General features: G+C 73.2%; 24 protein-coding genes. 6 read left to right on the top strand and 18 right to left on the bottom strand.

Features of this window, described 5'->3' with window-relative positions; all coding sequences use genetic code 11:
* The first annotated feature begins 110 nt into the window (after positions 1 to 110).
* Positions 111 to 1,307, top strand: coding sequence for an FAD-dependent oxidoreductase (locus ACFYOS_RS24230; RefSeq protein WP_387145789.1), 1,197 nt, complete (start codon positions 111 to 113; stop codon positions 1,305 to 1,307).
* A 50-nt stretch (positions 1,308 to 1,357) separates the two neighbouring features.
* On the opposite strand, the gene pepN is transcribed toward ACFYOS_RS24230, so the two are convergent.
* The gene (gene pepN, locus ACFYOS_RS24225; protein WP_387145786.1) at positions 1,358 to 3,874 is read right to left on the bottom strand and encodes an aminopeptidase N; all 2,517 of its coding nucleotides are present in this window, start codon (positions 3,872 to 3,874) and stop codon (positions 1,358 to 1,360) included.
* A 67-nt stretch (positions 3,875 to 3,941) separates the two neighbouring features.
* On the opposite strand from pepN, the gene ACFYOS_RS24220 reads away from it, so the two are divergent.
* Positions 3,942 to 4,160 (top strand): DUF397 domain-containing protein, encoded by a 219-nt coding sequence (locus ACFYOS_RS24220; protein WP_387145783.1) that lies wholly within the window; start codon positions 3,942 to 3,944, stop codon positions 4,158 to 4,160.
* Between the two features lie 7 nt (positions 4,161 to 4,167).
* Here ACFYOS_RS24220 and ACFYOS_RS24215 read toward each other — a convergent pair whose 3' ends face one another.
* Positions 4,168 to 4,563, bottom strand: coding sequence for a hypothetical protein (locus tag ACFYOS_RS24215; RefSeq protein WP_387145781.1), 396 nt, complete (start codon positions 4,561 to 4,563; stop codon positions 4,168 to 4,170).
* A 263-nt stretch (positions 4,564 to 4,826) separates the two neighbouring features.
* Here ACFYOS_RS24215 and ACFYOS_RS24210 point away from each other — a divergent pair, with 263 nt between their 5' ends.
* Positions 4,827 to 6,074 carry a cytochrome P450 gene (locus ACFYOS_RS24210; protein WP_387145778.1) on the top strand — a complete coding sequence of 416 codons (1,248 nt, stop codon included), beginning with the start codon at positions 4,827 to 4,829 and terminating at the stop codon, positions 6,072 to 6,074.
* A 213-nt stretch (positions 6,075 to 6,287) separates the two neighbouring features.
* Here ACFYOS_RS24210 and ACFYOS_RS24205 read toward each other — a convergent pair whose 3' ends face one another.
* Entirely contained in the window at positions 6,288 to 6,875 is a 588-nt protein-coding gene (locus tag ACFYOS_RS24205) for a cyclase (RefSeq protein ID WP_387145775.1), read from the bottom strand.
* 187 nt (positions 6,876 to 7,062) lie between these two features.
* Here ACFYOS_RS24205 and ACFYOS_RS24200 point away from each other — a divergent pair, with 187 nt between their 5' ends.
* Entirely contained in the window at positions 7,063 to 7,494 is a 432-nt protein-coding gene (locus tag ACFYOS_RS24200; protein WP_387145772.1) for a hypothetical protein, read from the top strand.
* A 122-nt stretch (positions 7,495 to 7,616) separates the two neighbouring features.
* Here ACFYOS_RS24200 and ACFYOS_RS24195 read toward each other — a convergent pair whose 3' ends face one another.
* The 3 genes from ACFYOS_RS24195 to ACFYOS_RS24185 are packed head-to-tail and all read right to left on the bottom strand — an operon-like array spanning position 7,617 to position 9,431.
* Positions 7,617 to 8,264 carry a DUF3618 domain-containing protein gene (locus ACFYOS_RS24195; RefSeq protein ID WP_387145768.1) on the bottom strand — a complete coding sequence of 216 codons (648 nt, stop codon included), beginning with the start codon at positions 8,262 to 8,264 and terminating at the stop codon, positions 7,617 to 7,619.
* A complete protein-coding gene (locus tag ACFYOS_RS24190; RefSeq protein WP_387145765.1) occupies positions 8,261 to 8,725 on the bottom strand; it encodes a phage holin family protein in 465 nt (154 codons plus the stop codon). The genes ACFYOS_RS24195 and ACFYOS_RS24190 overlap by 4 nt, the downstream gene beginning before the upstream one ends.
* A gap of 31 nt (positions 8,726 to 8,756) precedes the next feature.
* A complete protein-coding gene (locus tag ACFYOS_RS24185; protein ID WP_387145762.1) occupies positions 8,757 to 9,431 on the bottom strand; it encodes a hypothetical protein in 675 nt (224 codons plus the stop codon).
* A 198-nt stretch (positions 9,432 to 9,629) separates the two neighbouring features.
* On the opposite strand from ACFYOS_RS24185, the gene ACFYOS_RS24180 reads away from it, so the two are divergent.
* Together ACFYOS_RS24180 and ACFYOS_RS24175 are read left to right on the top strand one after the other, a co-directional pair.
* Entirely contained in the window at positions 9,630 to 10,112 is a 483-nt protein-coding gene (locus ACFYOS_RS24180; RefSeq protein WP_387145760.1) for a DUF4383 domain-containing protein, read from the top strand.
* 129 nt (positions 10,113 to 10,241) lie between these two features.
* Positions 10,242 to 10,901, top strand: coding sequence for a DUF6766 family protein (locus ACFYOS_RS24175; RefSeq protein WP_387145757.1), 660 nt, complete (start codon positions 10,242 to 10,244; stop codon positions 10,899 to 10,901).
* A gap of 25 nt (positions 10,902 to 10,926) precedes the next feature.
* Here ACFYOS_RS24175 and ACFYOS_RS24170 read toward each other — a convergent pair whose 3' ends face one another.
* The 12 genes from ACFYOS_RS24170 to ACFYOS_RS24115 all read right to left on the bottom strand — a co-directional run bounded on the left by ACFYOS_RS24170 (position 10,927) and on the right by ACFYOS_RS24115 (position 24,085).
* Entirely contained in the window at positions 10,927 to 11,376 is a 450-nt protein-coding gene (locus ACFYOS_RS24170; RefSeq protein WP_387145754.1) for a GNAT family N-acetyltransferase, read from the bottom strand.
* Positions 11,377 to 11,446: 70 nt separating this feature from the next.
* Positions 11,447 to 12,907, bottom strand: a complete 1,461-nt coding sequence (obgE, locus tag ACFYOS_RS24165; protein ID WP_387145751.1) for a GTPase ObgE — start codon at positions 12,905 to 12,907, stop codon at positions 11,447 to 11,449.
* A 90-nt stretch (positions 12,908 to 12,997) separates the two neighbouring features.
* Entirely contained in the window at positions 12,998 to 13,252 is a 255-nt protein-coding gene (rpmA, locus tag ACFYOS_RS24160) for a 50S ribosomal protein L27 (RefSeq protein ID WP_387145748.1), read from the bottom strand.
* Positions 13,253 to 13,263: 11 nt separating this feature from the next.
* Complete coding sequence (gene rplU, locus ACFYOS_RS24155; RefSeq protein WP_387145746.1) at positions 13,264 to 13,578, bottom strand: 50S ribosomal protein L21; 315 nt, start codon at positions 13,576 to 13,578, stop codon at positions 13,264 to 13,266.
* 164 nt (positions 13,579 to 13,742) lie between these two features.
* Positions 13,743 to 14,021, bottom strand: coding sequence for a hypothetical protein (locus tag ACFYOS_RS24150; protein WP_387145743.1), 279 nt, complete (start codon positions 14,019 to 14,021; stop codon positions 13,743 to 13,745).
* Positions 14,022 to 14,338: 317 nt separating this feature from the next.
* On the bottom strand, positions 14,339 to 17,395 hold the full coding sequence (locus ACFYOS_RS24145) for an Rne/Rng family ribonuclease (protein ID WP_387145740.1): 3,057 nt from the start codon (positions 17,393 to 17,395) through the stop codon (positions 14,339 to 14,341).
* Between the two features lie 131 nt (positions 17,396 to 17,526).
* Positions 17,527 to 18,246, bottom strand: coding sequence for a TIGR03936 family radical SAM-associated protein (locus ACFYOS_RS24140; RefSeq protein ID WP_387145975.1), 720 nt, complete (start codon positions 18,244 to 18,246; stop codon positions 17,527 to 17,529).
* Between the two features lie 245 nt (positions 18,247 to 18,491).
* Complete coding sequence (gene mycP / locus ACFYOS_RS24135) at positions 18,492 to 19,856, bottom strand: type VII secretion-associated serine protease mycosin (RefSeq protein WP_387145737.1); 1,365 nt, start codon at positions 19,854 to 19,856, stop codon at positions 18,492 to 18,494.
* A 10-nt stretch (positions 19,857 to 19,866) separates the two neighbouring features.
* Entirely contained in the window at positions 19,867 to 21,267 is a 1,401-nt protein-coding gene (locus ACFYOS_RS24130) for a hypothetical protein (protein WP_387145734.1), read from the bottom strand.
* Between the two features lie 13 nt (positions 21,268 to 21,280).
* Positions 21,281 to 21,724 (bottom strand): hypothetical protein, encoded by a 444-nt coding sequence (locus ACFYOS_RS24125; RefSeq protein ID WP_387145732.1) that lies wholly within the window; start codon positions 21,722 to 21,724, stop codon positions 21,281 to 21,283.
* A gap of 180 nt (positions 21,725 to 21,904) precedes the next feature.
* Positions 21,905 to 23,890 carry a TIGR03960 family B12-binding radical SAM protein gene (locus ACFYOS_RS24120; RefSeq protein ID WP_387145729.1) on the bottom strand — a complete coding sequence of 662 codons (1,986 nt, stop codon included), beginning with the start codon at positions 23,888 to 23,890 and terminating at the stop codon, positions 21,905 to 21,907.
* A gap of 72 nt (positions 23,891 to 23,962) precedes the next feature.
* On the bottom strand, positions 23,963 to 24,085 hold the full coding sequence (locus tag ACFYOS_RS24115; RefSeq protein WP_387145727.1) for a hypothetical protein: 123 nt from the start codon (positions 24,083 to 24,085) through the stop codon (positions 23,963 to 23,965).
* Positions 24,086 to 24,182: the final 97 nt, after the last annotated feature.

The raw sequence follows: 24,182 nt of genomic DNA, 5'->3' as shown, positions 1-24,182 counted from the left end.
CACCTGACGGCGCCCGGCCCGAAGCGGCAACCACGAGGATACCGGCGCTCCCGCCAGGTGGGTTCGGCACGCATGACCACCGACGACCCCTGGGAGGGACCGTGTCCAGAGTGAGAACAGCGATCGTCATCGGCGGCGGCATCGCCGGTCCGGTGACCGCGTCGGCCCTGCACCGCGCCGGCATCGCCGCCACGGTGTACGAGGCGTACCCGAGCACCACCGACGGCAGAGGCGGCACCCTCGGGCTCGCGCCCAACGGCGTCGCGGCGCTGCGCCTGGTCGGTGCTGACGAGGCGGTCACCGCGATCGCCACCCCGATCCACACGCAGGCGCTGGCGGTGGGCCGCAAGCGCATCCCCCTGCCCGGCCTGGCCGGGATGCCCCCGCTGCGGGTGGTGCACCGCAACGAACTGCACCGGGTGCTGCACGACCGGGCCGTCGCCGAGGGCGTGACCATCGCGCACGGCAAGCGACTGGTCGGCGTACGGGAGACGGCCGACGGGGTGACCGCCACCTTCGCCGACGGCGACACGGCCACCGCGGACGTGCTGATCGGCGCGGACGGCGTCCACTCGACCGTGCGGACGCTGATCGACCCGCACGCCCCCGGCCCCCGGTTCACCGGAGTGCTGGGTTTCGAGGCGGTGGCCCGGCACGAGGTGGACGCGGCGTCCGGCACGATGACCTTCGCCTTCGGCCAGGGCGGCTACTACCTCTACTGGCCGGAGCCGGCTGGCGGCACCCGGTGGGGCGTCAACCTGCCCCAGAAGCGGCCGATGAGCCTCACCGAGGCCCAGGCCGTACCGGCCGCCGAGTGGCTGCGCATCCTGCGGGACGCGTACCGCGACGACGACCCGGGGCGGGATCTGACGCGGACCAGCAGCGCGGAGGAGTTGCAGGTGGTGGGCTCGATGCACATCATGCCGCCGGTCCCGCACTGGCACCGCGGGCGGATGGTGCTGGTCGGCGATGCGGCCCACGCCCCCTCCAACAGTTCCGGGCAGGGCGCCTCGCTCTCCATCGAGAGCGGGGTGCAGCTGGCCCGGTGCCTGCGGGACCTGCCCGACGTCCCCGCCGCGTTCGCCGCGTACGAGCGGCTGCGACGGGATCGGGTGGAGAAGGTTGCCGCGCGGGCGGCCCGGATCAACCACGCGAAGGCCCCGGGACCGGTGGCCCGGGCGATCATGCCGGTGCTCATGCCGCTGTTCATCAAGGCGGCCATGAACCCGGAGAAGATGATCGGGCACGAGCAGCGGTACGTCATCGACTGGGAAGCTCCGGTGACCGCGGGCGCGGCGGTGGGCTGAGCCGTGCGCCGGGGTGGCGAACCTGGTGGGGTGCGCCACCCCGGCCCTGGTCACGCGCTGGTGGCGGCCACCGCCGTCCGGGCCACCAGCGCGCGGCGCAGATCGTCGTCGAGATCGACGACCCGCCGCCGCAGCCCCGGCGTGAGGTCGTCGCGGGCCAGCAGCGCCGCGGCCAGCTCCCGGGTGGGCTGCGCCACGGCGTAGCGCGGGAACGCCAGGGTGGCGACCCGGTCGGCCGTCCAGGCGGTACGCAGCCGCGCGGCCGCCGGCATGTCGGCGAAGTACCGCTCGACGTACCCGGCGGTCAACTCGGTCTGCTCCGGCTGCCAGAAGCCCTCCGCGGTGGCCTCCACCAGCCGGTTGGACAGCTCGGTATTGCTGGTGACGATCTCCCAGGCGACCCGCTTGGCGTCGGCGTCGGGCAGGGCGGCCCGGCAGCTCGCGGCCCGCTCGGCGCCGATGGCGCTGCGGTCGGCGGCCGCCTCGGCGGCGATCTCCGGCTCGCCGGCCCCGCCGAGCACCACCAGCCGGTGCAGCACCGCCCAGCGCAGGTCGGCGTCCACGGCGAGGCCGTCCGGCACGCCCTTGCCCGCCAGCCAGCCGGCGAGCAGCCCGATGTCGGTGGTGGCGCCGATCAGGCCGCGGGCTGCGGCGAGCTGCAGCGAACCGCCGGCCGGGGCGCTGGCCAGCAACGTGGCGCAGGCCCCGGCGATCCGGAGCAGGGCCGCGTCCCGGGCCAGCGGCTCCAGGTATCGGTCTACCAGGCTGCGGCTGAGGGTGAGCACGTCCTCCGCGATGATCACCTCGGTCTCGGCCGGCAGCGCCGCCGCGATGAGCGCGACCACCGAGGTCACCGGCCGCTCGCCGTCGGTGGCGGCGTCCAGGGTCTCGCCCCAGAGCAGCGCCCGGGCCAGCGGGTCGTCCAGCGCGGGGAGCACCATCGGCACCGCCCCGGCGGAGGCGGGATCGAGCCGGATCTTGGCGAAGGTCAGGTCCCCGGCATTGGGCAGGAGCAGGCCGGTGGCCGGCTGCCCGACCAGCTCGGTCAGCCCGGTGCGGCCGTGGTCGGTGTCGGGGTCGAGGTCCACCTCGAAGCGGTGCACCGGGGCGTCCGGGGCGTACCGGGCGACGCCGATGCGATGGGGGCGCAGCACCGGGTACGCCTCCGGCGCGGTCTGCACCATCGCCGCCTCGGTCCACCGGCCGTCGGCGTCCACCGCGGTCACCATGCGCAGCGTGTTGACCTGCGCGCGGCGCAGCCAGCGCTCCGCCCAGTCGGTCAGGTCCCGCCCGCTCGCGGCGCCGAGGCTCTCCAGGAGGTCGGCGAGGGTGGCGTTACCGAACCGGTGCTTGGCGAAGTGCGCGTTCAGGCCGGCGAGGAAGGCGTCGTCGCCCAGCCAGGCGACGAGCTGGCGCAGCACGCTGGCGCCCTTGGCGTACGAGATGCCGTCGAAGTTGAGCAGGCCCTGGGCGGCGTCGGCCACCTCCTCCGGGGCCACCGGGTGGGTGGACGGCCGCTGGTCGGCCGCATACCCCCAGGCCTTGCGGCGCATCGCGAAAGTGGTCCACGCCTGGTCGAAGCGGGTCGCCTCGGCGGTGACCCGGGTGCCCAGGTACTCGGCGAAGGACTCGTTCAGCCACAGGTCGTCCCACCAGCGCATGGTCACCAGGTCGCCGAACCACATGTGCGCCATCTCGTGTGCGATGGTGGTGGCCCGCAGCTCCCGCTGGGTGTCCGTGACGGCGGAACGGAACACGTAGTCGTCCCGGAGGGTGACCAGGCCCGGGTTCTCCATGGCGCCGGCGTTGAACTCGGGCACGAACGCCTGGTCGTACTTGCCGAACGGGTAGCGCTCGGCGAAGAGCTGGTGGAACCGGTCGAAGCACTCCTTGGTGACGGTGAAGATCTCGTCGGCGTCGGCGTCCAGGTGCGCGGCGAGCGAGCGCCGGCAGTAGATGCCGAGCGGGATCCCGTCGTGCTCGTCGTACCGGACGTGCCACGGGCCGGCGATCAGGGTGAAGAAGTACGTGGCCAGGGGCGCGGTGGGGGCGAACTCCCAGCGCCCCGGGCTCGGCCGGTCGGCGAGCTGGCCGTTGGCCGCCACGGTCCACTCGGGCGGGGCGGTCACCGAGAGCGTCACCGAGGCCTTCAGGTCGGGCTGGTCGAAGGCGGCGAAGATCCGCTGCACGTCGTCGAGGAAGGACATCGCGTACAGGTAGGTCGCACCGTCGGCCGGGTCGACGAACCGGTGCACGCCCTCGCCGGTGTTGGAGTAGGCCATCTCGGCGCTGACGGTCAGCGTGTTCGTCGCGGCCAGCCCGGTCAGCGGCAGCCGGTTGTCGTCGAGCAGGGCCGGGTCGACGTCCCGGTCGTTGAGGCGTACCGCGAGGAGTTTCGCGGGTTTGACCTCGGCGAAGGTCTCGGCGCCGGGGGTCGCCCGGAACCGGATGGTGACGGTGGAGCGGAACCGCTCGCCGTCACCGGTCAGGTCGAGGTCCACCTGGTAGGACTCGACGGTAATCAACGCGCCACGCGCGCTCGCCTCTACACGGGTCAGGCTGGGCATCCGCTTATCCTGCCCGATGAGGGTCCGCACGGACTTCCCCGTGTCGCATGGCGATGGAGGAACAGCGATGAGTCAGCACCCCAAGGGCGACTTCGACCTCTCCCGGGCCGTCTGGCAGCGAGCCGATGGGGACACCTCCGAGAAAGCGGTCGAGGTGGCCTTCGTCGACGACCTGATCGGCATGCGCAACTCGGCCGAGCCGGACGGTCCGGTGCTGGTCTTCACCCAGGCCGAGTGGGACGCCTTCGTGGCGGGCGCCCAGGACGGCGAGTTCGACCTGGACTGAGCGGGGCTCAGTCACCGTCGCCCCAACCGAGGCCGCCCGGGCCGGGCGCGTGGTGGAAGCCCGGGTGTCCGGCCACGTCCACGCAGCGCTCGCCGTCGGGGCCGAGCGCGCCGCAGAACAGCCGCTCCGCGCGGTGCCAGGCGTCGGCCGGGGAGAGTGCCGCCGCGCCGAGCGCCAGCTCCGGGCGGAGCACGCCCAGCGCCTCGGCGTACGCGACCGCCAGCTCGCGCGCGGCGGTCTGGTCGGCCGCCTCGAAGCCGAGGTGCATGGTGAAGAACCGGGGCGGCCGGGCGATCGTCCGGCGGGGCGGCGCGATCAGGGCGTCCTCGCGGTCGCCGCGACCCGCGCCGAGGCCGCTCACCACCCGCCGCTGCCGCCGGTGCGACGCCCTGTTGTCCCGCATCCATCCACCCCGTCTCCGGTGCCCGCCACGCCGGCCGACCCACGAGCAGCCGTCCGGCGGTGACCCGGGACCGGCCCGCCGCCGGCCCCGAGCTGAGCGAACCAGTTGTTCGCCGCCCTGGGAGGGGCCAGCTCGGGTGCTCCGGCTGGCCCCTCCCAGGGCGTCACGAACGTGCTACGACACCCAAAGGGGCGGCGGGATTCACCCGACCTGGCCAGGGTAGAAGCGCAGCGACCGTGCCGCGTCGCCGTCAGGAGCAGCCGATGAGCGCCATCCCCACCGACCGCAGCCCAGAGAGCACGCTGGCGTTCCTCCAGGCGGGCTACCGGTTCATCACCGATCGCTGCGACCGCCACGGCAGCGACATCTTCCAGACCCGGCTGCTGCTGGAGCGGACCATCTGCCTGCGCGGTCGTCCGGCCGCCGAGCTCTTCTACGACAACGACCGGTTCGTCCGGCGAGGCGGCATGCCGATGCGGGGGCAGCACACCCTGACCGGGACCGGCGGGGTGCAGGGGCTCGACGACGCGGCGCACCGGACCCGCAAGGCGATGCTGATGTCGATCATGACGCCGGCCGCGATCCGCCACCTCGGCCAGCTCTTCGACGACGAGTGGCGGGCCCGGATCCCGGTCTGGGCGGAGTCCGGTCCGGTCGCGCTCTACGACGAGGTCGCCCGGATCCTGACCTGGGCGGTCTGCGCCTGGGCGGGGGTGCCGCTGGCCGCCGAGGACGTGGCGCGGCGCACCGCCGAGCTGCACGCGATGATCGAGGCGCCGGCGGCGGTCGGCTCTCGGCACTGGCACGGCCGGCTCGCCCGCCGCCACGCCGAACACTGGATCGGCGACCTGATCGGACGGACCCGAACGGGCGCGCTGCCGGCACCGGAGGGCTGCGCGCTGCGGGTGATCGCCGAGCACCGCGACGAGCGGGGGCAGCTGCTGCCGCGCCGGATCGCGGCGGTCGAGCTGCTGAACGTGCTCCGGCCGACGGTCGCGGTCGACCGCTACGTGGTGTTCGCCGCACTGGCCCTGCACGACCACCCGGGTTGGCGGGAGCGGGTCCGCGGCGACGACACCGCCACCGAGCACTTCGTGCAGGAGGTACGCCGCTACTACCCGTTCTTCCCGGTCGTGGCGGCCCGGGTCCGGCGCTCCTTCGAGTGGCGGGGGTACGCGTTCCCGCAGGGCCGGCGGGTGCTGCTCGACCTGTACGCCACCCACCACCACCCGGAGCTGTGGCCCCAACCGGACCGGTTCCGGCCGGAACGGTTCGCCAGCTGGCCGGGGGATCCGTTCAGCCTGATCCCGCAGGGCGGGGGCGACCACTTCACCGGCCACCGCTGCGCCGGTGAGTGGATCACCATCGAGCTGATGAAGCGGGCGGTCGCCAACCTGACCACCGCGATGAGCTACCGCGTCCCGCCGCAGGACCTCGCGCTCGACCTCAGCCGGTTGCCCACCCCGCCGCCCGGGAGCCTCCTGATCGACGGCGTGCGTCGGACGGAATGATCACAGCGCATCACTGCGCCACCACGAGGGCCCGCGGGGCAGCCCGTCGCGCCGCCGCCGAAGGCCCGCATCGCGGACCGGGACCGCGCCTCATCGATCTCGGCAGGCATGTCCGATCCGGTACCCCGCGGTGCCAAATCGAATCGACGCTCGTCCCGGATCCCCGGTCCGGCCAGGCCGCCTGCGGGACGGTCGGCAGGTCGCCGTCCTCGTTCACGGCCGGGTCGAGCGCCCCGACGGGTGGTGTCGGGGCTCCCGCACCTGTCCGGTCTCGATCAGCGACTTGATCCGGCGCAGCGCGCTGCGGAGCGCCAGGTCCGGGTCGTGCCCGCTGGCCAGCCCCAGCGCCCGGTGGACCGGGTCGGACCGCCAGCGCAGCTCGGCGCGGATCTCGGTCCCCCGCCCCTGCGGCGTGGGCACCAGCTCGACCTGCCCCCGCTGGGCCACCGGCCCCTCGATCACGCGCCAGCTCAGCCGGCGGGGACCGTCGACGGTGAGCTCGGCGCGCCATTCGGTGCCGCCGCCGGCCGGGTCACGGGCCACGCACCGCCACCGGTTGTCGTCGAGCTGCTTCAGGGTCGCCCACTCGGCGAGGCCCCGGTCCAGCCGTTCCCGATCGGTCCAGTAGCCGATCACGGCGTCCATCGGCCGGTCCACCGTGATCCCCCGGTGGACCACGTACCAGCCGTCCTCCCACTCGGGTCGGTGTCGACGCCGCCAGCGAGCCACCGCCCGGCCAACCCCGATCGCGGCGACCGTGGCGGCGCCGGCCAGGGCCCATCTCGCTCCGTTGCTGCGCATCATGTCTCCTCCACCCGGGCGTCCGGGGTTGGACCGCCCGCATCCCGCAGCGCTACCCGACACAGGACGGTCGAAACGGCAAAATGGTTTGATCACGGGAATTTCGGGCAGACGGTCCCCCCGATCCAACCCCGAGGAGGCGAGGCGAGGTGGCCCTTCCACCGCACCCACCGTCGCGGGTGCCGGCGTGACTGCCCCGGCCCGCGACCCCGGTGCCCGGGCCACCCCCGGGTACGGCGGCGACCGGTCGACCCCCGCCCGGCGGCTCCCACCGGACCAGGGGCACGCCCGCAACCGGTACGCGGACCGCGATCCGGCCCGACCGGCGCGGCTGCTGGCCGCGCTGACGGCGCTGGCGGCGGTGACGGCCGCGCTGGCCGCCCGCCGGCCGGGGCGGTTGCTGCGGGTCGCCGCGGCGACGGTGGTCGTGGCCGGGCTGGGCCGACGGCTCACCGACGCGCTCCCCGGCCCGGGCGGCCAGGCCGGCGATCCGGCCGACCCGACCCGCTCACCCGACCGGGCCGGGTCGGGCCTCGACGAGCTTCGGCTCTGGGTGGAGGCCGGCAGCCTCCGGGACCCGCTGCGCCCGGGCCACACCACGGACCCGCTGTCGAGCTGAGCCGTCCCCGGCATCATCAGCACCGTCGACCCCGCCCGACACCCGCGCACGCGACAGCTCGCGGCCACTCCCCGACGTCCTGCCAGGAGGGGCCGCGAGCTGCGGCGTACGAGGACGAATCACTACCGGACCTGTTCGCCCGGGTGCTGCGCGGTCTCCCGCACATCCTGTGCGGCGGCGCGGGTGTCGTCCTTGACCGTCTGCGCCGCGTCCTGCGTGGTCGACTTCACCGACTCGGTGGCATGCCGGGCCGGCTCGCGCAGCTCCTCCTTGAGCTCCCCGGCGACCTCGCCCAGCTTCTCCTTGACCACCCCGCCGTGCTCGACGGCCTTCTCCTTGACCTGCGCGGCGACCTGCTGCTCGCGGCGGGTGGCCGGGATCAGCGAGGAGACCAGCATGCCGACGCCGAAGGCGATCAGGCCGGCGGCGATGGGGTTGCCCTCGGACTTCTCCCGCAGCACGTGCGGGGCCCGGTGGGGGGCGTCGCCGACGCTGGCGGCTGCGGCGTGCGCGCGGTCGCCGACCGCGGACGCCGCCGAGGAGGTGTGGTCGCCCACCGAGTGGGCGGCGTGGCCGGTGCTGTGGCCCAGGTCGGATGCGGTTCCCATCACCTTGTCCCTCACGTTCAGGAGCGCGTTGCGCGCGCGCTGCTTGCGGTCGTCGACGATGCGGCTCGGGCTGACCTTGTACGCCAGGGCGTCCACGTCCGAGCTCAGGTTGCTGCGGGTCGCTTCGATCTCCCGGCGGATCTGGTCGGGATCGGTGCTCATCGGGTGACTCCCTCCGGGTGCGGCTTGAGCGCGTCCGGGATGCGCTGGACGCTGTCGTTGGTCTGCTTGAGGCCGCGGATGCGCTCGGCGTTCTTCCTGCCCATCGCGTAGAGGACCCCGGCGATCGCGGCCCACAGGACGGCCACGATCAGCGCGGCCCAGCCGGCGTCCATCACGTTGGACAGCCCGGCCCACAGCGCGATCGAGAGGAAGAGCGCCACCATGTAGCCGCCGAAGCCGGCGCCGCCGAAGAATCCCGCGGCCTTGCCCGCCTTCTTCCCCTCCTGGCGGATCTCCGCCTTGGCCAACTCCACCTCCTGCCGCATCAGGGTGGATAGGTCGGCGGTGACCTGGCGCATCAGCTCACCGAGGGAGCTGCCGCGGACCTCGTCCGCGGTGTGCGGCGCGCCCGCCGCGTGGTAGCCGGAGTCCGGCCCGGACCCCTGCGTCGGCATGCTCATACCGTCGCCTCCCTGCTGCCGGATCGGACGCTCACGGACGGGTACGGCCGCTCGACGGCACGCCCGGCGCGGCGTAGCCGGGGTCCGGCTCGGCGTAGCTGCCCGGGGTCGGGTCGAGATAGCCGCCCGGGGGGATCTGGTCCGGCACGGCCCGCGCGGTCGGGATGACCGCGGTCTGGTCCGGGTCGTACGCCCGCCGGCCGGAGCCGTCGCCGACGGCGGCGACGTTCCGGGTCAGCCGGCCGGCGACCACGCCCAGCAGGGCGGCGCCGATCAGGAAGGTGCCGGGGTTGCGGCGGGCGTAGCTCTTCACCTCGTTGAGGATGTCGCCCGGCTCGCGCTGTTCCAGCCAGCCGGCCACGCCGTGCACCCGGTCGGCGGCCTGATGGGTCAGTTCGGTGACCGGGCCGGCGCCGCCGTGCTGTGCCATCGCGCGCATCTCGTCGGCCAGCGAGCGGAGCCCGCTCGCCGCGCGCTGCTGCTGCTGGCTGGTCTGCGTGGTGAGCTGGTCGCGGGCGTCGCGGTAGAGGTTGCGGGCCTGACGCTTGGCCTCGCCCACGACCTCCTGGCCCTGCTCCTTGGCGGTCTGGGCGACCGCGCCGCCCGCGTTCGCGGCCTCCGAGCCGACCTGGCGGGCCTGGTCGCGAACCCCGCCGCCGTTGCTCGACTCGTACGTCGCAGGCGTGGGTGAGTGATCGTAAGTCATGGTGTCCCTTCCGCTCGGCTGGTCGTAGCGGTGGTGCTCGGGGGATCACGCCGAATTACTTTCGGCGTGACAACTGACTACCCCAGGTCGTCGCGTCCATGCCTGATTCGGCATTTCTCTGCGGGAACGCCCCTTCCTGATCACAGAATGGAGGGTCTGCCCGGTCCGGGTGGCGGCTGATCCACGGAGGTGACAGCGATGGCACGTGACGTGCGCGGACGCGCTCCGGCCCGGTCCCGTCCGGCGATCCAGAAGGTCGCGCTCGCGGTGGCCGTCGTCTTCGTGCTGATCGGCGTGCTCGGGTTCGTCCCCGGCTTCACCACGCACTACGGTGACCTGGCGTTCGCCGGGCACCACTCGAAGGCGAAGCTGATCGGCCTGTTCCAGGTGTCCGTCCTGCACAACCTGATACACCTGCTCTTCGGACTGGCCGGGCTGGTGCTGGCTCGCCGGATCGCCGGGGCCCGACTCTTCCTGGCCGGCGGCGGCGCGCTCTACCTGGGCATCTGGCTGTACGGCTTCGCCGTGTACCGGGAGAGCGCGGCGAACTTCGTGCCGTTCAATGACGCCGACAACTGGCTGCACCTGTTCCTCGGCTTCGGCATGCTCGTCCTGGGTCTGCTGCTCTCCAACGAGGTGGGCACCGGCGGCCGGCCGGACACCCCGGGCGACCGGTCCTGACCTGGCCCGTCACCCGGCCGGGGGGCCGCCCCGACACTCCGGCCGGGGGTTTGCGCGAACATTGCTCAGGGCAACGGAGGACCACCACCGGGAGTGACTGTGACCCCGGATGGACGAGGAGGTCCGACGATGCCGCGGTGGTTGCGGGACAACGCGCTCACGGTCGCCATGCTCGGCGCGTTCCTGGTCTTCCTGGTGTTGCAGAGCGTCTTCGGCTGGCAGGTCCACAACGAGGAGCTGACCCAGTACGGCGCGGCCCCGCTGAGCTGGTGGGCGTACCCGGGCAGCGGGCACTTCGCCGAGGCGGTCTTCGAGAACTGGGAGTCGGAGTTCCTGCAGATGGGCGGCTACGTGCTGCTCACCGCCTATCTGGTGCAGAAGGGCTCGGCCGAGTCGAAGCCCGCGGACCAGACCGACCGCCCCGAGGACGACCCACGCCGCGCCACCCCGCGGTCCCCCTGGCCGGCCCGGGTCGGCGGCCTGCCGCTGGTGGTCTACCGCAACAGCCTGTCGATCGCGCTGCTGATGATCTTCGCGGGCGCGTTCCTCGGCCACCTGTTCGGCGGCGTGGTCGAGTACAACCAGGAGCAGGCGCTGCAGAGCGGGGCCCCGCCGATCAGCGCCTGGCAGCTCCTCGGCACCAGCGACTTCTGGTTCCAGTCGATGCAGAACTGGCAGAGCGAGTTCCTGGCCGTGGGCGTGCTGATCCTGCTGAGCATCGTCCTGCGGCAGCACGCCAGCCCCGAGTCGAAGCCGGTCACCGCCACGCACGCCCAGACGGGCGCCTGAGCGCCGCCGCCCAGCTCAGCCGTTGTCAGGCGGCGACCGGCAGGCGCTTGGCGAAGCAGACGCTGTACGGGTTGTCGACGTACTCGCCGTACACCGGGATCGGCTGGTAGCCGCAGGACCGGTAGAGGCCGATGGCGGCCGGCAGGTAGGTGCCGGTCTCCAGGCACACCGTGGTGTGCCCCTGCCGGAAGGCCAACTCCTCCAGCGCGGCCAGCAACTGCCGGGCCACGCCCCGCCCCCGGAACGCCGGCCGGACGTACATCCGCTTGAGCTCGCTGGTCTCCGCGTCGAGGGCCTGGAGCCCGCCGCAGGCGATCGCCCGTCCGCCGGCCACCACGACCAGGTACTTGATGTCGTCGTGGGTGACCGTCACCTGTCCGTCCAGGCCCCCGTCGGCCTCGCGCAGCTCCCGCTGCTGGGCGGTGACCAGGGCAGCCATCTCGGGATCGGTGGCCGGACGGGATTCGATCAGCATGCCGTCACGGTAGGTCGGCCGGATTTCGCGGAGGTTTCCGGCCAACGACCCGAACACGGACGGACCAGGACTACTCCCAGTCCTCGTCGTCGGCGTCGTCCTGCGGGGCGGCCTCGATCTCGTCCTCCGGACGCCGCCGGCGCTCCTTGCGGGCGGCCAGCCGCTCGGCCGCCGTGGCGCGGGTCGCCTTCTCCTCCAGCCGGACATCCGTGCCCCGGTTGCCGGGAACGAAGTCCACGCCCGCGTAGAGGGTGGGCTGCCAGTCGAACTCCCGGTCGCCGATCCGGACCAGGTCGCCGGCCTGGGCACCGGCCTTGGCCAGCTTCTCCTCGACGCCCAGCCGGGCCAGCCGGTCGGCCAGGTAGCCCACCGCCTCGTCGTTGTCGAAGTTGGTCTGCTTGACCCAGCGCTCCGGCCGGTTGCCCCGGACGGTGAACGAGCCGTCCTCCTCCGCCTCGATGGTGAAGCCGGCGTCGTCGACCGCCTTCGGGCGGATCACGATCCGGGTCGGCTCGGCCGGCGGCGCCGCGCTGCGGGCCTGCTCGACCAGCTCGGCCATCGCGTACATGAGCTCCTTGAGCCCCTCGCGGGTAGCCGTGGAGATCTCGAACACCCGGAAGCCGCGCGCCTCCAGGTCGGGCCGGACGATCTCGGCGAGGTCCCGCCCGTCCGGCACGTCGACCTTGTTGAGCGCGACGAGGCGGGGCCGGTCGGCCAGGCCGCCGTACTCGGTCAGCTCGGCCTCGATGGTGTCGATGTCCGCGAGCGGGTCCCGGCCCGGCTCCAGCGTCGCGGTGTCGACCACGTGCACCAGCACGGCGCAGCGCTCGACGTGGCGGAGGAACTCCAGGCCCAGCCCCTTGCCGGTGGCCGCGCCGGGGATCAGCCCCGGCACGTCGGCGACGGTGAAGGTGTGGTTGTCCACCCGGACCACCCCCAGGTTCGGCACCAGGGTGGTGAACGGGTAGTCGGCGATCTTCGGCTTCGCGGCGGAGATCACCGAGATCAGCGAAGACTTGCCGGCCGACGGGAAGCCGACCAGGCCGACGTCGGCGACGCTCTTCAGCTCCAGCACCACGTCCAGCTGGTCACCGGGCTCGCCCAGCTCCGCGAAGCCGGGGGCCTTGCGCCGGGCATTGGCCAACGAGGCGTTGCCCCGACCGCCCCGACCGCCGCGGGCCGCCTCGAAGGTGGTGCCCGCGCCGACCAGGTCGGCCAGCACCTCGCCGTCGAGGCTCTGCACCACGGTGCCGTTCGGCACCTTGATCACCAGGTCGTGGCCGTTGGCCCCGTCCCGGTTCGAGCCCGCGCCGCCCTTGCCGTTCTCGGCCTTCAGGTGCGGGCGGAAGTGGAAGTCGAGCAGCGTGGTCACCTGCGGGTCGACGACCAGCGAGACGCTGCCGCCGTGCCCACCGTTACCGCCGTCCGGACCGCCGAACGGCTTGAACTTCTCCCGGTGGATGGAGACACAGCCGTGCCCGCCGTCGCCGGCCAGCATGTGCAGGACGACCCGGTCAACGAACGTCGTCACGACGCCAATCCTTCCAGCGGGGACCGCCCCCGCACGAGAAACGACGAAGCGGGCCGGGACACGAGGTCCGCGGCCCGCTTCGCCTTCGAACTACTGCTGCGGCACGATGCTCACGGTCTTGCGACCGCGCTTGATGCCGAACTGGACCGAGCCGGCGGCCAGCGCGAACAGCGTGTCGTCGCCGCCACGGCCGACCAGGTCACCGGGGTGGAACTTGGTGCCACGCTGACGGATGAGGATCTCACCCGCGCTGACGACCTGACCACCGAAGCGCTTCACGCCGAGCCGCTGGGCCGCGGAGTCGCGACCGTTACGCGAGCTGGACGCACCCTTTTTGTGAGCCATTGGAGGACGACCTACTTCCCGCTGGAGATGCCGGTCACCTTGACCTGGGTCAGCGGCTGGCGGTGACCCTGGCGCTTGTGGTAGCCGGTCTTGTTCTTGAACTTGTGGATCCGGATCTTCGGGCCCTTGGTGTGCGCGGCGATCTCGCCGGACACCGAGACCTTGGCAAGCTTCGCCGCGTCGGTCACCAGGTCGTCACCGTCGACGAGGAGCACCGCGGTGAGCTTCACCGCGTCGCCGGGGGCACCGACGAGCTTCTCGACCTCGATCACGTCGCCCTCGGCGACCTTGTACTGCTTGCCGCCGGTCTTGACGATCGCGTACATCGGAGGCGGACTCCCTGTCGTTGAGGCTGCTGGCGGTCATTCCCACGGCGTCTCGCCGGGAGCCGTGACACCGGCGGCGCGGGCACGCGGGAACTCGGCACACCAAAGTGCGCCGCAGGCCAGCGTACGCCATACCAGGCCCGCCGCCCAAACCGGGCCGCCGGTCAGGCCGGACAGAGCTCGTCGAGGCGCTGCTGGAGCCGGTCGAACTCCGTCCCGTCGACCGCCTGCACGTCGGTGCCGAGCCCGCCGACCTCGGTGGCCAGGTCCGCCAGCAGCGTACGCAGCCGCGGGTCGTCCGCCCGCGCGGACTGCTGCCGCCGCGCGTCCCGCCAGCCGGCGAGGGCCGCCTCCGCGTCCCGCCGGGCGGCGTCGGCCGCCGTCCGGTCACCGCCGCCGGTCGCGCGCAGCATCTCGGCCAGCTTCTGGACGTACGTCTGCACCGCCGCGGAGCCCACCTGCTTGGCGCCGGCGCAGACACCCGCGTCCCCGGTGGCCGTCGGCGCCGCCGTGACCGGTGGGGCCGGCGGGGCCGGTGAGGCGAAGCCGACCGCGAAGGGGTCGGGTGCCGTCCCGGTCCGCGCAGCCCGAACCGGCCAGCACGACCCCGGTCAGCACGGTGACCGCGGACACCCGGCGCATGTCTCCTCCCGTCCGGGCCGCGCCGTCCCGACCGGGATCGACGGATACGGCAGGGCCCCTCCCTGCGGACTCTGTTGCCGAGGAAGGGGCCCTGTCAAACGCCGTGCAGGTCAGCGGCTCACGGGCGGGTACGCCGCCGGGCGCCGCCCCGCCGGGACCGCCGCCGGCTGGTGCCGGCCTCGGCGCCCTCCTCCTCGGTCCCGCCCTCGCCGAGCGCGTCCGGGTCGTCCTCCGCGGCCAGCCGGGCCGAGTCGCCCACCTGGGCGTCGGCGACTGCCGGGGCGGCCGGCGTCTCGGTCTCGTACCGGGACAGGTCGTAGCCCTGGGTGTCGTAGTAGTCGTCCCTGTCGACTACCTCGGCGACGGACTTCTCCGGCGCGGTCCCGGTGGCCGGCTGCTCCGGCGCGGCCTCCGCGGCGGGCTTCTCCGAGGCGGCCTTGCGGCCCCGGCGCCGGCCCTTCTCCTCGGTGGCCGGGGTGGTGACGGCCGAGGCGACCGCCTTGACCTTCTCCCCCGCGCCGCCGGCCCGCGGCTTCTCCGGCACCGGCTCGGTGTGGATGATCACGCCGCGGCCCTTGCAGCACTCGCAGGTCTCGCTGAACGCCTCCAGCAGGCCCGCGCCGATCCGCTTGCGGGTCATCTGCACCAGGCCGAGCGAGGTGATCTCGGTGACCTGGTGCTTGGTGCGGTCCCGGCCGAGGCACTCGGTGAGCCGGCGCAGCACCAGCTCCCGGTTCGACTCCAGCACCATGTCGATGAAGTCGATCACCACGATGCCGCCGAGGTCGCGCAGCCGGAGCTGGCGCACGATCTCCTCGGCCGCCTCCAGGTTGTTGCGGGTGACCGTCTCCTCCAGGTTGCCCCCGGAGCCGGTGTACTTGCCGGTGTTGACGTCGATGACGGTCATCGCCTCGGTCCGGTCGATCACCAGCGACCCGCCGGAGGGGAGGAAGACCTTCCGGTCCAGCCCCTTGAGGATCTGCTCGTCGATCCGGTACTCGGCGAAGACGTCCGTGGTGCCGGCGTGCCGGCGCAGCCGGGCGACCAGGTCGGGCGAAACGTGCGACAGGTACGACTCCACCATGTCGTACGACTGCTCACCCTCGATCACCAGCTCGCGGAAGTCCTCGTTGAACAGGTCGCGGACCACCCGGATGACCAGGTCCGGCTCCTCGTAGAGCAGCACCGGGGCACCACCCTCGGCCGCCTTGGCCTGGATGTCCTCCCACTGCGCCTGGAGCCGCTTGACGTCCCGGGCCAGTTCATCCTCGCTGGCGCCCTCGGCGGCGGTCCGGACGATCACCCCGGCGCCGTCCGGCACCAGCTTCTTGAGGATGTCCCGCAGCCGCTTGCGCTCGGTGTCCGGCAGCTTCCGGCTGATGCCGGAGGCGTTGCCGTGCGGCACGTACACGAGGTGCCGGCCGGAGAGCGCGATATGGCTGGTCAGCCGGGCGCCCTTGTGCCCGATCGGGTCCTTGGTGACCTGCACCAGCACCGAGTCGCCGGACTTGAGTGCCTGCTCGATCGAGCGGGCCCGGCCCTCCAGACCGGTGGTGTCCCAGTTGACCTCGCCGGCGTAGAGCACGGCATTGCGCCCGCGCCCGATGTCGACGAAGGCCGCCTCCATGCTGGGCAGGACGTTCTGCACCTTGCCCAGGTAGACGTTGCCGGCCATGGTGCCGGACGAGTTGCGGGTGACGTAGTGCTCGACCAGCACGCCGTCCTCGAGGACCGCGATCTGCGTCCGGTCGCCGCGCTGGCGGACGGCCATCACCCGGTCGACCGCCTCGCGGCGGGCCAGGAACTCCGACTCGCTCAGGATCGGCGGCCGGGTACGCCGCTGTTCGCGACCGTCCCGGCGGCGCTGCCGCTTGGCCTCGAGCCGGGTCGAGCCGGAGACACCCTGCACCTCGTCGGCGGGCCTGCGGGGCTCCCGGATCTTGACGACCGTGGGCACCCCGTCCTCGGCCGCGGTCTCCACTTCGCCGGCGCCCCGGCGGCGGCGCCGACGCCGACGGCGGGTCATCCCGTCGCCCTCGGTCTCCTCCTCCTCGGCAGCCTCCTCCGCCTCGGCCTCGGCGGCCTCGGCCTCGACGGCCTCCTCGGCCTCCTCGTCCTCGAGCTCCTCCGCGCCACCCTTGCCCCGGCCCCGGCCGCGACGGCCACGACGACGGCGGCGACGGCCGGCGAGCGTCTCCTCCTCGTCCTCCTCCTCCTCCGCCTCGGCGATCTCCTCGGCCTCGACGGCCGGCTCCTCGTCGACCTCGACCTCGACGTCCACCGGCTCCGCCTCGCGGCGGGCCCGCCGACGGCGCCGGCCGGTCTCCACCGGCTCCTCGGCCGGCTCCTCGGTGGGGGTCGGGTAGGTGACCCGGACGGCCGGCGCCTCCTCGGGCTGCGGCGCCATGAACAGGACGGTCGGCGCGGAGAGCGCGGCCCGTCGACGGCGGGTGGTCCGCTCCGGCTCCTCGGCCGGCTCGCTCACCCCCGGGACGGCGGCGCCCGGCGCGATCTCGCCGGTCCGGTCCTCCGGCCCACCGGCGCGGGCCAGGGTGGCCGGCGGCAGCTTGGCCACGCCCTCGGCGGCCGGCGTGGGCCTGCCGGCCTGCTCCCCGGCCGGCGTCGGTCCGCCCTCGGTCTCCTCGGCCTCCTCGGCGGCGGCCGACGGCTCGGCGGTCGCGCCGCCCTCGGTGTCCGCCTGCGGCTCGGCGTGCGGCTGGGCCGCGGCCTCGGCCGGCGCCTCCGTCGCGGACTCGTCGATCGGGGTCTCGGCGGGCGGCGGGGTGGCCTTGCGCCGGCGGGTACGGGTCACCTTGACCGGCGGGACGACCTCGTCGGAGGCGGCCTCCGCGCCGTCGGCGACCACCGGCTCCTCGACCGCCTTCGCGGGGGTCGCCTTGCGGCGCCGCCGGGTGGTCTTCGGCGCGGCCTCCAGCTCACCGGCGACCGGGGCGAACACCTCGGCCTGCGGCGCCTCGCCAGTGACGGCGCCGGTGGCGGTGGGCGCCTCGACCGGCGCGTCGGTCTGCTCCGGCTGGTTCAGCGGGGCGGCCTTGCGCCGGCTCGTCCGCTTACGGGCCGACTTGGCCTCGGGAGTGCTGTCGGTGCTGCTGGCGGTTGCCTCGGCCGGCTCTGAACCGGTCCGTTCGCCGCCCTCGGGCTCGTTCTCGAGCATGGACGTTCTCCAGTTCTGGCTGCCCCGGGCGCGGGTGAGCGCTGCCACGCAGGGTCGCCGCAAAAGGTGTTTCCGCCGGGCGCGCAGGCGCGCGACCGCCGAAGTCTGCCTGCCAGAGCGCTGACCGTCGGTCAGTGCTCTCCGATGGCTGCCCCGTCGCGATCCGCATCCAACGGATCGACGATCTCGCCCTGCGCGGTCAACGTGCCCTGCGCCAGCCGGATCACCTTCGGGGCGACCGGCGGCTCCAGGGCGGCCACCACGCGGAGGCCGGAAAGGACGTCATCGGGCCGTACGGACGGGGTGACCTGCCGCACGACCAGTTCGAGTATCGCACACGGTACGGCCACAGCCCCGGAAGGCGTCTCCGACGGAGGCGCCACATCGATGGCGATGACGGCGGCGCGGGCGTCGAAGGTACGCCGGCCCTGCTTGGTCATCCGCTCGACCTGGATCTCCTCGGCGGCGCGGAATGCGGCCACCGCCTGCTCCGCCAGGGCCGGGTCGACCTCGGGCAGTTCAATCCGCCAGCGCGACGCCTCGATCCGGTCGGCGAGGCTGCCGCCGGTGGCCTCCACGGCGTCGAGCACGTCGAGCCCGGGCGAGAGGGCGGCGTCCAGGGCCAGCCGCAGCTGCTCCGGGTCGACCGGCTCGCGCAGGCCGATCTCCAGGTACTCGGCCTCGCTGGCGACGCCGGTCGGCGCAGCCGAGGCGTACGAGATCTTCGGGTGCGGGGTGAAGCCCTGGGAGAAGGCGATCGGTGCGCCGGCCCGGCGCAGCGCACGCTCGAAGGCCCGGGCGAAGTCCCGGTGCGAGGTGAACCGCAGCGGTCCACGCTTGGCGTACCGGATCCGGACCCGCTGGACGACCGGTGCCTGGCCGCCCTCGGGTTGAGGCTTTCTGGCGATCGTGAGCTCCTCGGGTGCTACCTGCGTGTCCGCCCCATCCTGGCGCAGCGCCCGGGACGGCACGCAGCCGGGGCGGCCGGAGCGGCCCGGCAAGCCGGTCGAAACCGGTCAGCCGGGCCGTTCGCACCGTCCCCGGACCCGCCGGTGGCCGGCCGGTGACGCGCAGGTCACCCGGCCGGCCACGACGGTCAGGACCGGTTCCCGCCCGGCGGCGGGCCGGGCGGGCCGTAACCCGGGGGCGGGGCGTACGGCGACTGACCACCCGGCGGCGGGTAGCCACTCCCCTGGCCGGGCGACGTGCCGGGCGGGCCGTAGCCGGCCGGGACCGGCGGAACACCGGCACCCACCTGGTCGAGCAGCTCGTCCGGGACGTCGGCCGACAGGGCCGCCTCGCGGCGGTACCGGCGGCGGTTCCAGATCAGGAAGAACGCCAGCCCCAGCAGGATCACCAGCACCACGGCGATGCCGATGCCGATGACCATGACCTGCTGGTCGCTCGGGCCGCCCCGGTCGCCGTACTTCGTGACGTCGAAGTTGTCGTCCTCGGCCGCCTGGCCCGGGGCCTGGCTGGCCGCGGCCGGGGCGAGCAGCGGGTTCGCGGAGACCGTGGGCACGTTCGCGGTCAGCGCGGCGACCGGGTCGATCCGGCCGAAGCCGTACTGCGGGTCGCGGCCGGGCGGGCCGGCGTCGCGAGCGGTCTTGATGATCCGGTTGATCACGTTCGGCGCGTCGAGGTCCGGGTACTTCGACCGGATCAACGCCGCGATGCCCGAGACGATCGCGCTGGAGTCGGAGGTGCCGTCACCCCAGCCGTAGCCGTGCTCCGGGCCGATGTTGTAGATGCTGTCGCCGGGGGCGGACACGACCGCCTCCGGTCCCTGCACCGAGCCCGACCAGAAGGCCCCGCCCTTGGTGGTGCCGGTCACGGCGATCACGCCGGGGACGTTGGCGGGGCTGATGACGTCGACGTCGCCCTTGGCGGTGTTGCCGGCGGAGGCCACCACCACGACGTCCCGGTCGAGGGCGTACTTGATCGCGGCCTCCTCCTCGGCGCTGGCCGCGCCGGGCGTGCCGTAGGACAGGTTGATCACCTTGGCGCCGCCGTCGACGGCCATCCGGATGCCCAGGGCCGACGCGGCGTCGCTGACCTCCTCCGTGGCCCGTTTGATCTTGATCGGCAGGATCTTCACGTCCGGGGCGATGCCGTCCACGCCGTCGCGGCTGGCGTTCGTCGCCGCGATGATCCCGGCCATGTGGGTGCCGTGGCCGTCCCCGTCGGCGCGCCCGTCACCGGCGCCGCCGTAGCTGCGGCCGCCAGGAAGCACCTGCCCCCGGATGTCCGGATGGGTGGCGTCGACGCCGCTGTCCACCACCCCGACGATCACGCCCCGCCCGGTGGAGAGCTTGTGCACCTGGTCGATCCGGAGTTCGCCCAGGTACCACTGCTCGGTCCGCCGAGGCGCGGCGGCCGCCGGTTGGGCGGCCCCCAGCACCATGAGCCCGGCCACCAGACCGGCCGCGACCGGTCGGAGCATGCCGACGTTCAACCTCATCCGTCCGTCCTCATCGCAGGATGCCCGGAGACGCGGCGTCACCGGTGCCCCACGGATCGTCATCCTCAGTCAACCACGACGAGTGCTCGGTGCCGGTGCCGCCGTGCCCGGCGCCGCCGTGACCGCCCATCATGCCGCCGCCCATCATCCCGGCCCCGCGCAGACCACCCTGCCCGGCGCCGGTCGCGTTACGCAGCGCGCTGGCCGCGCTGGTCATCGGGGGCACCTTGCCGTTGCCACCACCGACCATGCCGGGGATGCCGCCCACGCCGATGCCGCCGGCCGCGCCGAGACCGCCACCGCCGATGCCGCCGGCCGACCCGACGCCACCGCCGATTCCGCCACTGAGGCCGCCACCGCCGCCGAGGCCGGGCGAGCCGCCGAGGCCAGGGCCGCCGCTGTAGCCGCTGCCGATGGTGGGGGTGCCGGCGCCGGCCAGGCCGGTGCCGTAGTCGTGCCCACCGCTGCCGGGGGCGCCGGCTGCCGGCGGCGGGTAGGAACCGGCGCCACCGCTGCCGAAGTTGCCGCCGGTGGAGGGCGGCGCGATGGACGAGTGGCCGCCGCCGAACGAACCGCCGCCACCGCCGATGCCCGTGCTGCCGAGGGAGGGACCGCCGCCACCACCGCCGCCGCCACCCGGGAACCCGGACGGCGGAGTCCGGTCGTCCGGCCGGTAGCCGTCCCGCAGATCCTTGCCGTCCGGGCCTGGCACGACCAGCTTGGGCCGCTCGGTCTCCACCGCGGTGGGCAGCGGCGACATGGCGGAGTTGGCCGCCGCCTGGTTGTCCCGGTACCAGTTGTCCAGATGGGACTTGGTGTCCCACCAGCCACCCCGCTTGTGGTCGTCGGCGTTGCCGTCGACCTTCATGGTCGCTTCGAGGTCGTCGGCCTTGTCGCGGAACGCCCCGTCGGCGTACGACGCGGGGTTGCTCTGGTAGTCCTTGCGCAGCGCGGCCAGGAAGCCGGACGCGCTCTCGCCGTCGCGGGCGTCGTCGAGCTCGGTGCCGTTGGGCAGGCTCCACTCGTTCCACCCGAAGTCGTCCATCAGCGGGATCGGGATGCTGGCGACCGACTTGCGGATGTCGCCCTCGATCCGCGACAGCGCGCCGCTGACGTTGGTCGCGTGGGTAATCAGCTCCTCGACGTCCTTGCCGATGTCGCCCAGGTGCTCCCGGTAGGCGTCGCCCCCGCTGCCCTTCCAGCCGGCGAGCATGTCGGTGAGCCCGCCGACGTGCGGGCGCTCCTTGCCGGGCGCGATCGGGCCGACGAACGACCGCCCGACCAGCGAATCCCGCAGGTGCCCCAGGCCGGTGGAGAGGTTGTTCCAGCCGACGCCGACCGAGCCGACCGTCTCCGGGTCCGCCGAGAGCGTCACCTCACGGACACACCGCTCCCACGTTCCTCCTGCCATGACCCTCTCCCCCTCAGGCCGAGTACGGGTAGGTGGGCGGCTGGTCGCCCGCCGCCGGCGGCGGCGCGGCGGACTCCAGCATCCGCTCGATCTGCTTGCCGTTGGCGGCGTTGCGCGCCTCCGTGTCGCGGAACGCCTTGGCGATGTCCTCGGTGCCCTGCTTGAGCCCGGCGAGCTTCTGGGAGAGGGACTTGAGGTGCGCCTCCATGTTGGCCGTCGACCTGGTCAGCGCCTGCCACTGCATGCGCGCGTCCTCGTACGCACCGAAGGGGGTGCCGTTCGGGACGGTCTGCGCGTTGTTGCTGTCGCCCTTCATCCGCTCCTTGATGCGCTCCATCTCGTAGCTGATGGTGTCGTCGACGTACTGCTTCAGGCGCTCGACGTAGTCCGCTGCGGCGTCCAGGTCCTCGACGCTGACGTGCAGATCGCCGGTGTCCGGCGGCTTGATGTCACCCATGCTGCTGCCTCCCCGCTGGCCGACCCGCCGGTCGGTCCAATACGGACGCAGCGTATCGAGTGACGGCCAGTCGAGGCACCCCCACCCCGCGTCATGGGATGCCGCCGGGACGACCGGTCCCGGAAACGACGGAGCGCGGGAACCCAGTGGGGTTCCCGCGCTCCGGACGCGTCGACGGCGTTACCGCTGGGCGCCGGTCGGCAGCTTCAGCCCGTTGACCGGAGTCAACGGCAGCAGCTTCTTTCCGGTCGGGCCGATCTGGATCTCGGTGTCCATGGCCGGGCAGACACCGCAGTCGAAGCAGGGGGTCCACCGGCAGTCGTCCTGCTCGTACTCGGACAGGGAGTCCTGCCAGTCCTGCCAGAGCCAGTCCTTGTCCAGGCCCGAGTCGAGGTGGTCCCAGGGCAGGACCTCCAGTTCCTCGCGCTCCCGGGTGGTGTACCAGTCGAGGTCCACGCCGAAGGTCGGCAGCACCTCGGCGGCGGCGTCCACCCAGCGCTGGTACGAGAAGTGCTCGCTCCAGCCGTCGAACCGGCCGCCGTTCTCCCACACCTTGCGGATCACCGCGCCGACCCGGCGGTCGCCCCGGGAGAGCAGGCCCTCGATCAGCGACGGCTCACCGTCGTGGTACCGGAAGCCGATCGCCCGGCCGAGCGAACGGTCCGCGTTGATCGCTTGCTTGAGCAGCTTGAGTCGCGCGTCGATGACCTCCGGCCGGGCCATGGAGGCCCACTGGAACGGAGTGTGCGGCTTCGGCACGAACCCGCCGATGGAGACCGTGCAGCGGATGTCCTTGGAGCCGGTCGCCGCCCGGCCGGCCTTGATGACCTCGTGCGCCATGTCCGCGATCTCGAGGACGTCCTCGTCGGTCTCGGTGGGCAGGCCGCACATGAAGTACAGCTTCACCTGCCGCCAGCCGTTGGTGTACGCGGTGACCACGGTGCGGATGAGGTCTTCCTTCGACACCATCTTGTTGATCACCTTGCGGATCCGCTCCGACCCGCCCTCGGGGGCGAAGGTCAGACCGGTCCGCCGGCCGTTGCGGGACAGCTCCTGGGCGAGGTCGATGTTGAACGCGTCCACCCGGGTCGACGGCAGCGAGAGCGACACGTTGGTGCCCTCGTACTGCTCGGCGAGGCCGGAGCACATGTCGCCGATCTCCGAGTGGTCGGCCGACGACAGCGACAGCAGGCCCACCTCGTGGAAGCCGGAGAACTCCAGACCCTGCTGCACCATCTGACCGACGGTGGTGATCGAGCGCTCCCGCACCGGGCGGGTGATCATGCCAGCCTGGCAGAAGCGGCAGCCGCGGGTGCAGCCGCGGAAGATCTCCACCGCGTACCGCTCGTGGACCGTCTCGGCCAGCGGCACGAGGGGCTTCTTCGGGTACGGCCAGGCGTCGAGGTCCATGGTCGTCCGCTTGTGCACCCGGAACGGCACGTCGGGGCGGTTCGGCACCACCCGCTGGATCCGGCCGTCCGGCAGGTAGTCCACGTCGTAGAAGCGCGGCACATACACGCTCTCGGTGCGGGCCAGCCGCAGCAGCAGCTCGTCGCGCCCGCCCGGGCACCCCTCGGCCTTCCAGTCCCGGACGATCGTGGTGATCTCCAGCACCGCCTCCTCGCCGTCGCCGAGCACGGCGGCGTCGACGAAGTCGGCGATCGGCTCCGGGTTGAACGCGGCGTGCCCGCCGGCCACGATCACCGGGTCGGCGTCGGTACGGTCGGCGGCGAGCAGCGGGATGCCGGCCAGGTCGATCGCGCTGAGCAGGTTGGTGTAGCCCAGCTCGGTCGAGAACGAGATGCCGAACACGTCGAAGTCGCGCACCGGGCGGTGCGCGTCGACGGTGAACTGCGGCACGCCCTGGGCGCGCATCAGCTTCTCCAGGTCCGGCCAGACCGCGTACGTCCGCTCGGCGAGCACGTCGGGCAGCTCGTTGAGCACCTCGTACAAGATCTGCACGCCCTGGTTGGGCAGGCCGACCTCGTACGCGTCGGGGTACATCAACGCCCACCGGACGGTCGCCGCGTCCCAGTCCTTGACCACCGCGCCCAGCTCGCCACCGACGTACTGGATGGGCTTGGTCACCTGGGGCAGCAGCGGCTCCAGCTGGGGCCAGACGGAATTGGCCGCGACCGGGCGCGGCGTCGTGGACGGGGCACTCATGATGCCCAAGGGTACGCGGTGCTCCGCCGGTCACCACGCCGCACCGCACGGTTGACCAGCCGCCGCGCCCGGTCAGGCCGGCTGCCGGCGGCGCGGCCAACCCCGCCGTACGCCCTCGCTGGTCAGTGCGTAGTACACGATCATGACGCCGATGCCGATCAGCCCGAACGCCGGGCTGACGACCCAGCCCAGCACGCCACTGAGCAGATAGCGCCGCGGTCGGGTGCAGCCGGCGGATTCGTCGGCGGTGGCACGGCGGTACTAACCTCGCAACGGGCGCGAGAGGAGAATG

The sequence above is a fragment of the Micromonospora sp. NPDC005806 genome (assembly GCF_042871425.1).
In the GTDB taxonomy this organism is placed as follows: domain Bacteria; phylum Actinomycetota; class Actinomycetes; order Mycobacteriales; family Micromonosporaceae; genus Micromonospora.
Note: the sequence above shows the minus strand (reverse complement) of the source record. Positions and strands in the feature narration are given on the sequence as shown.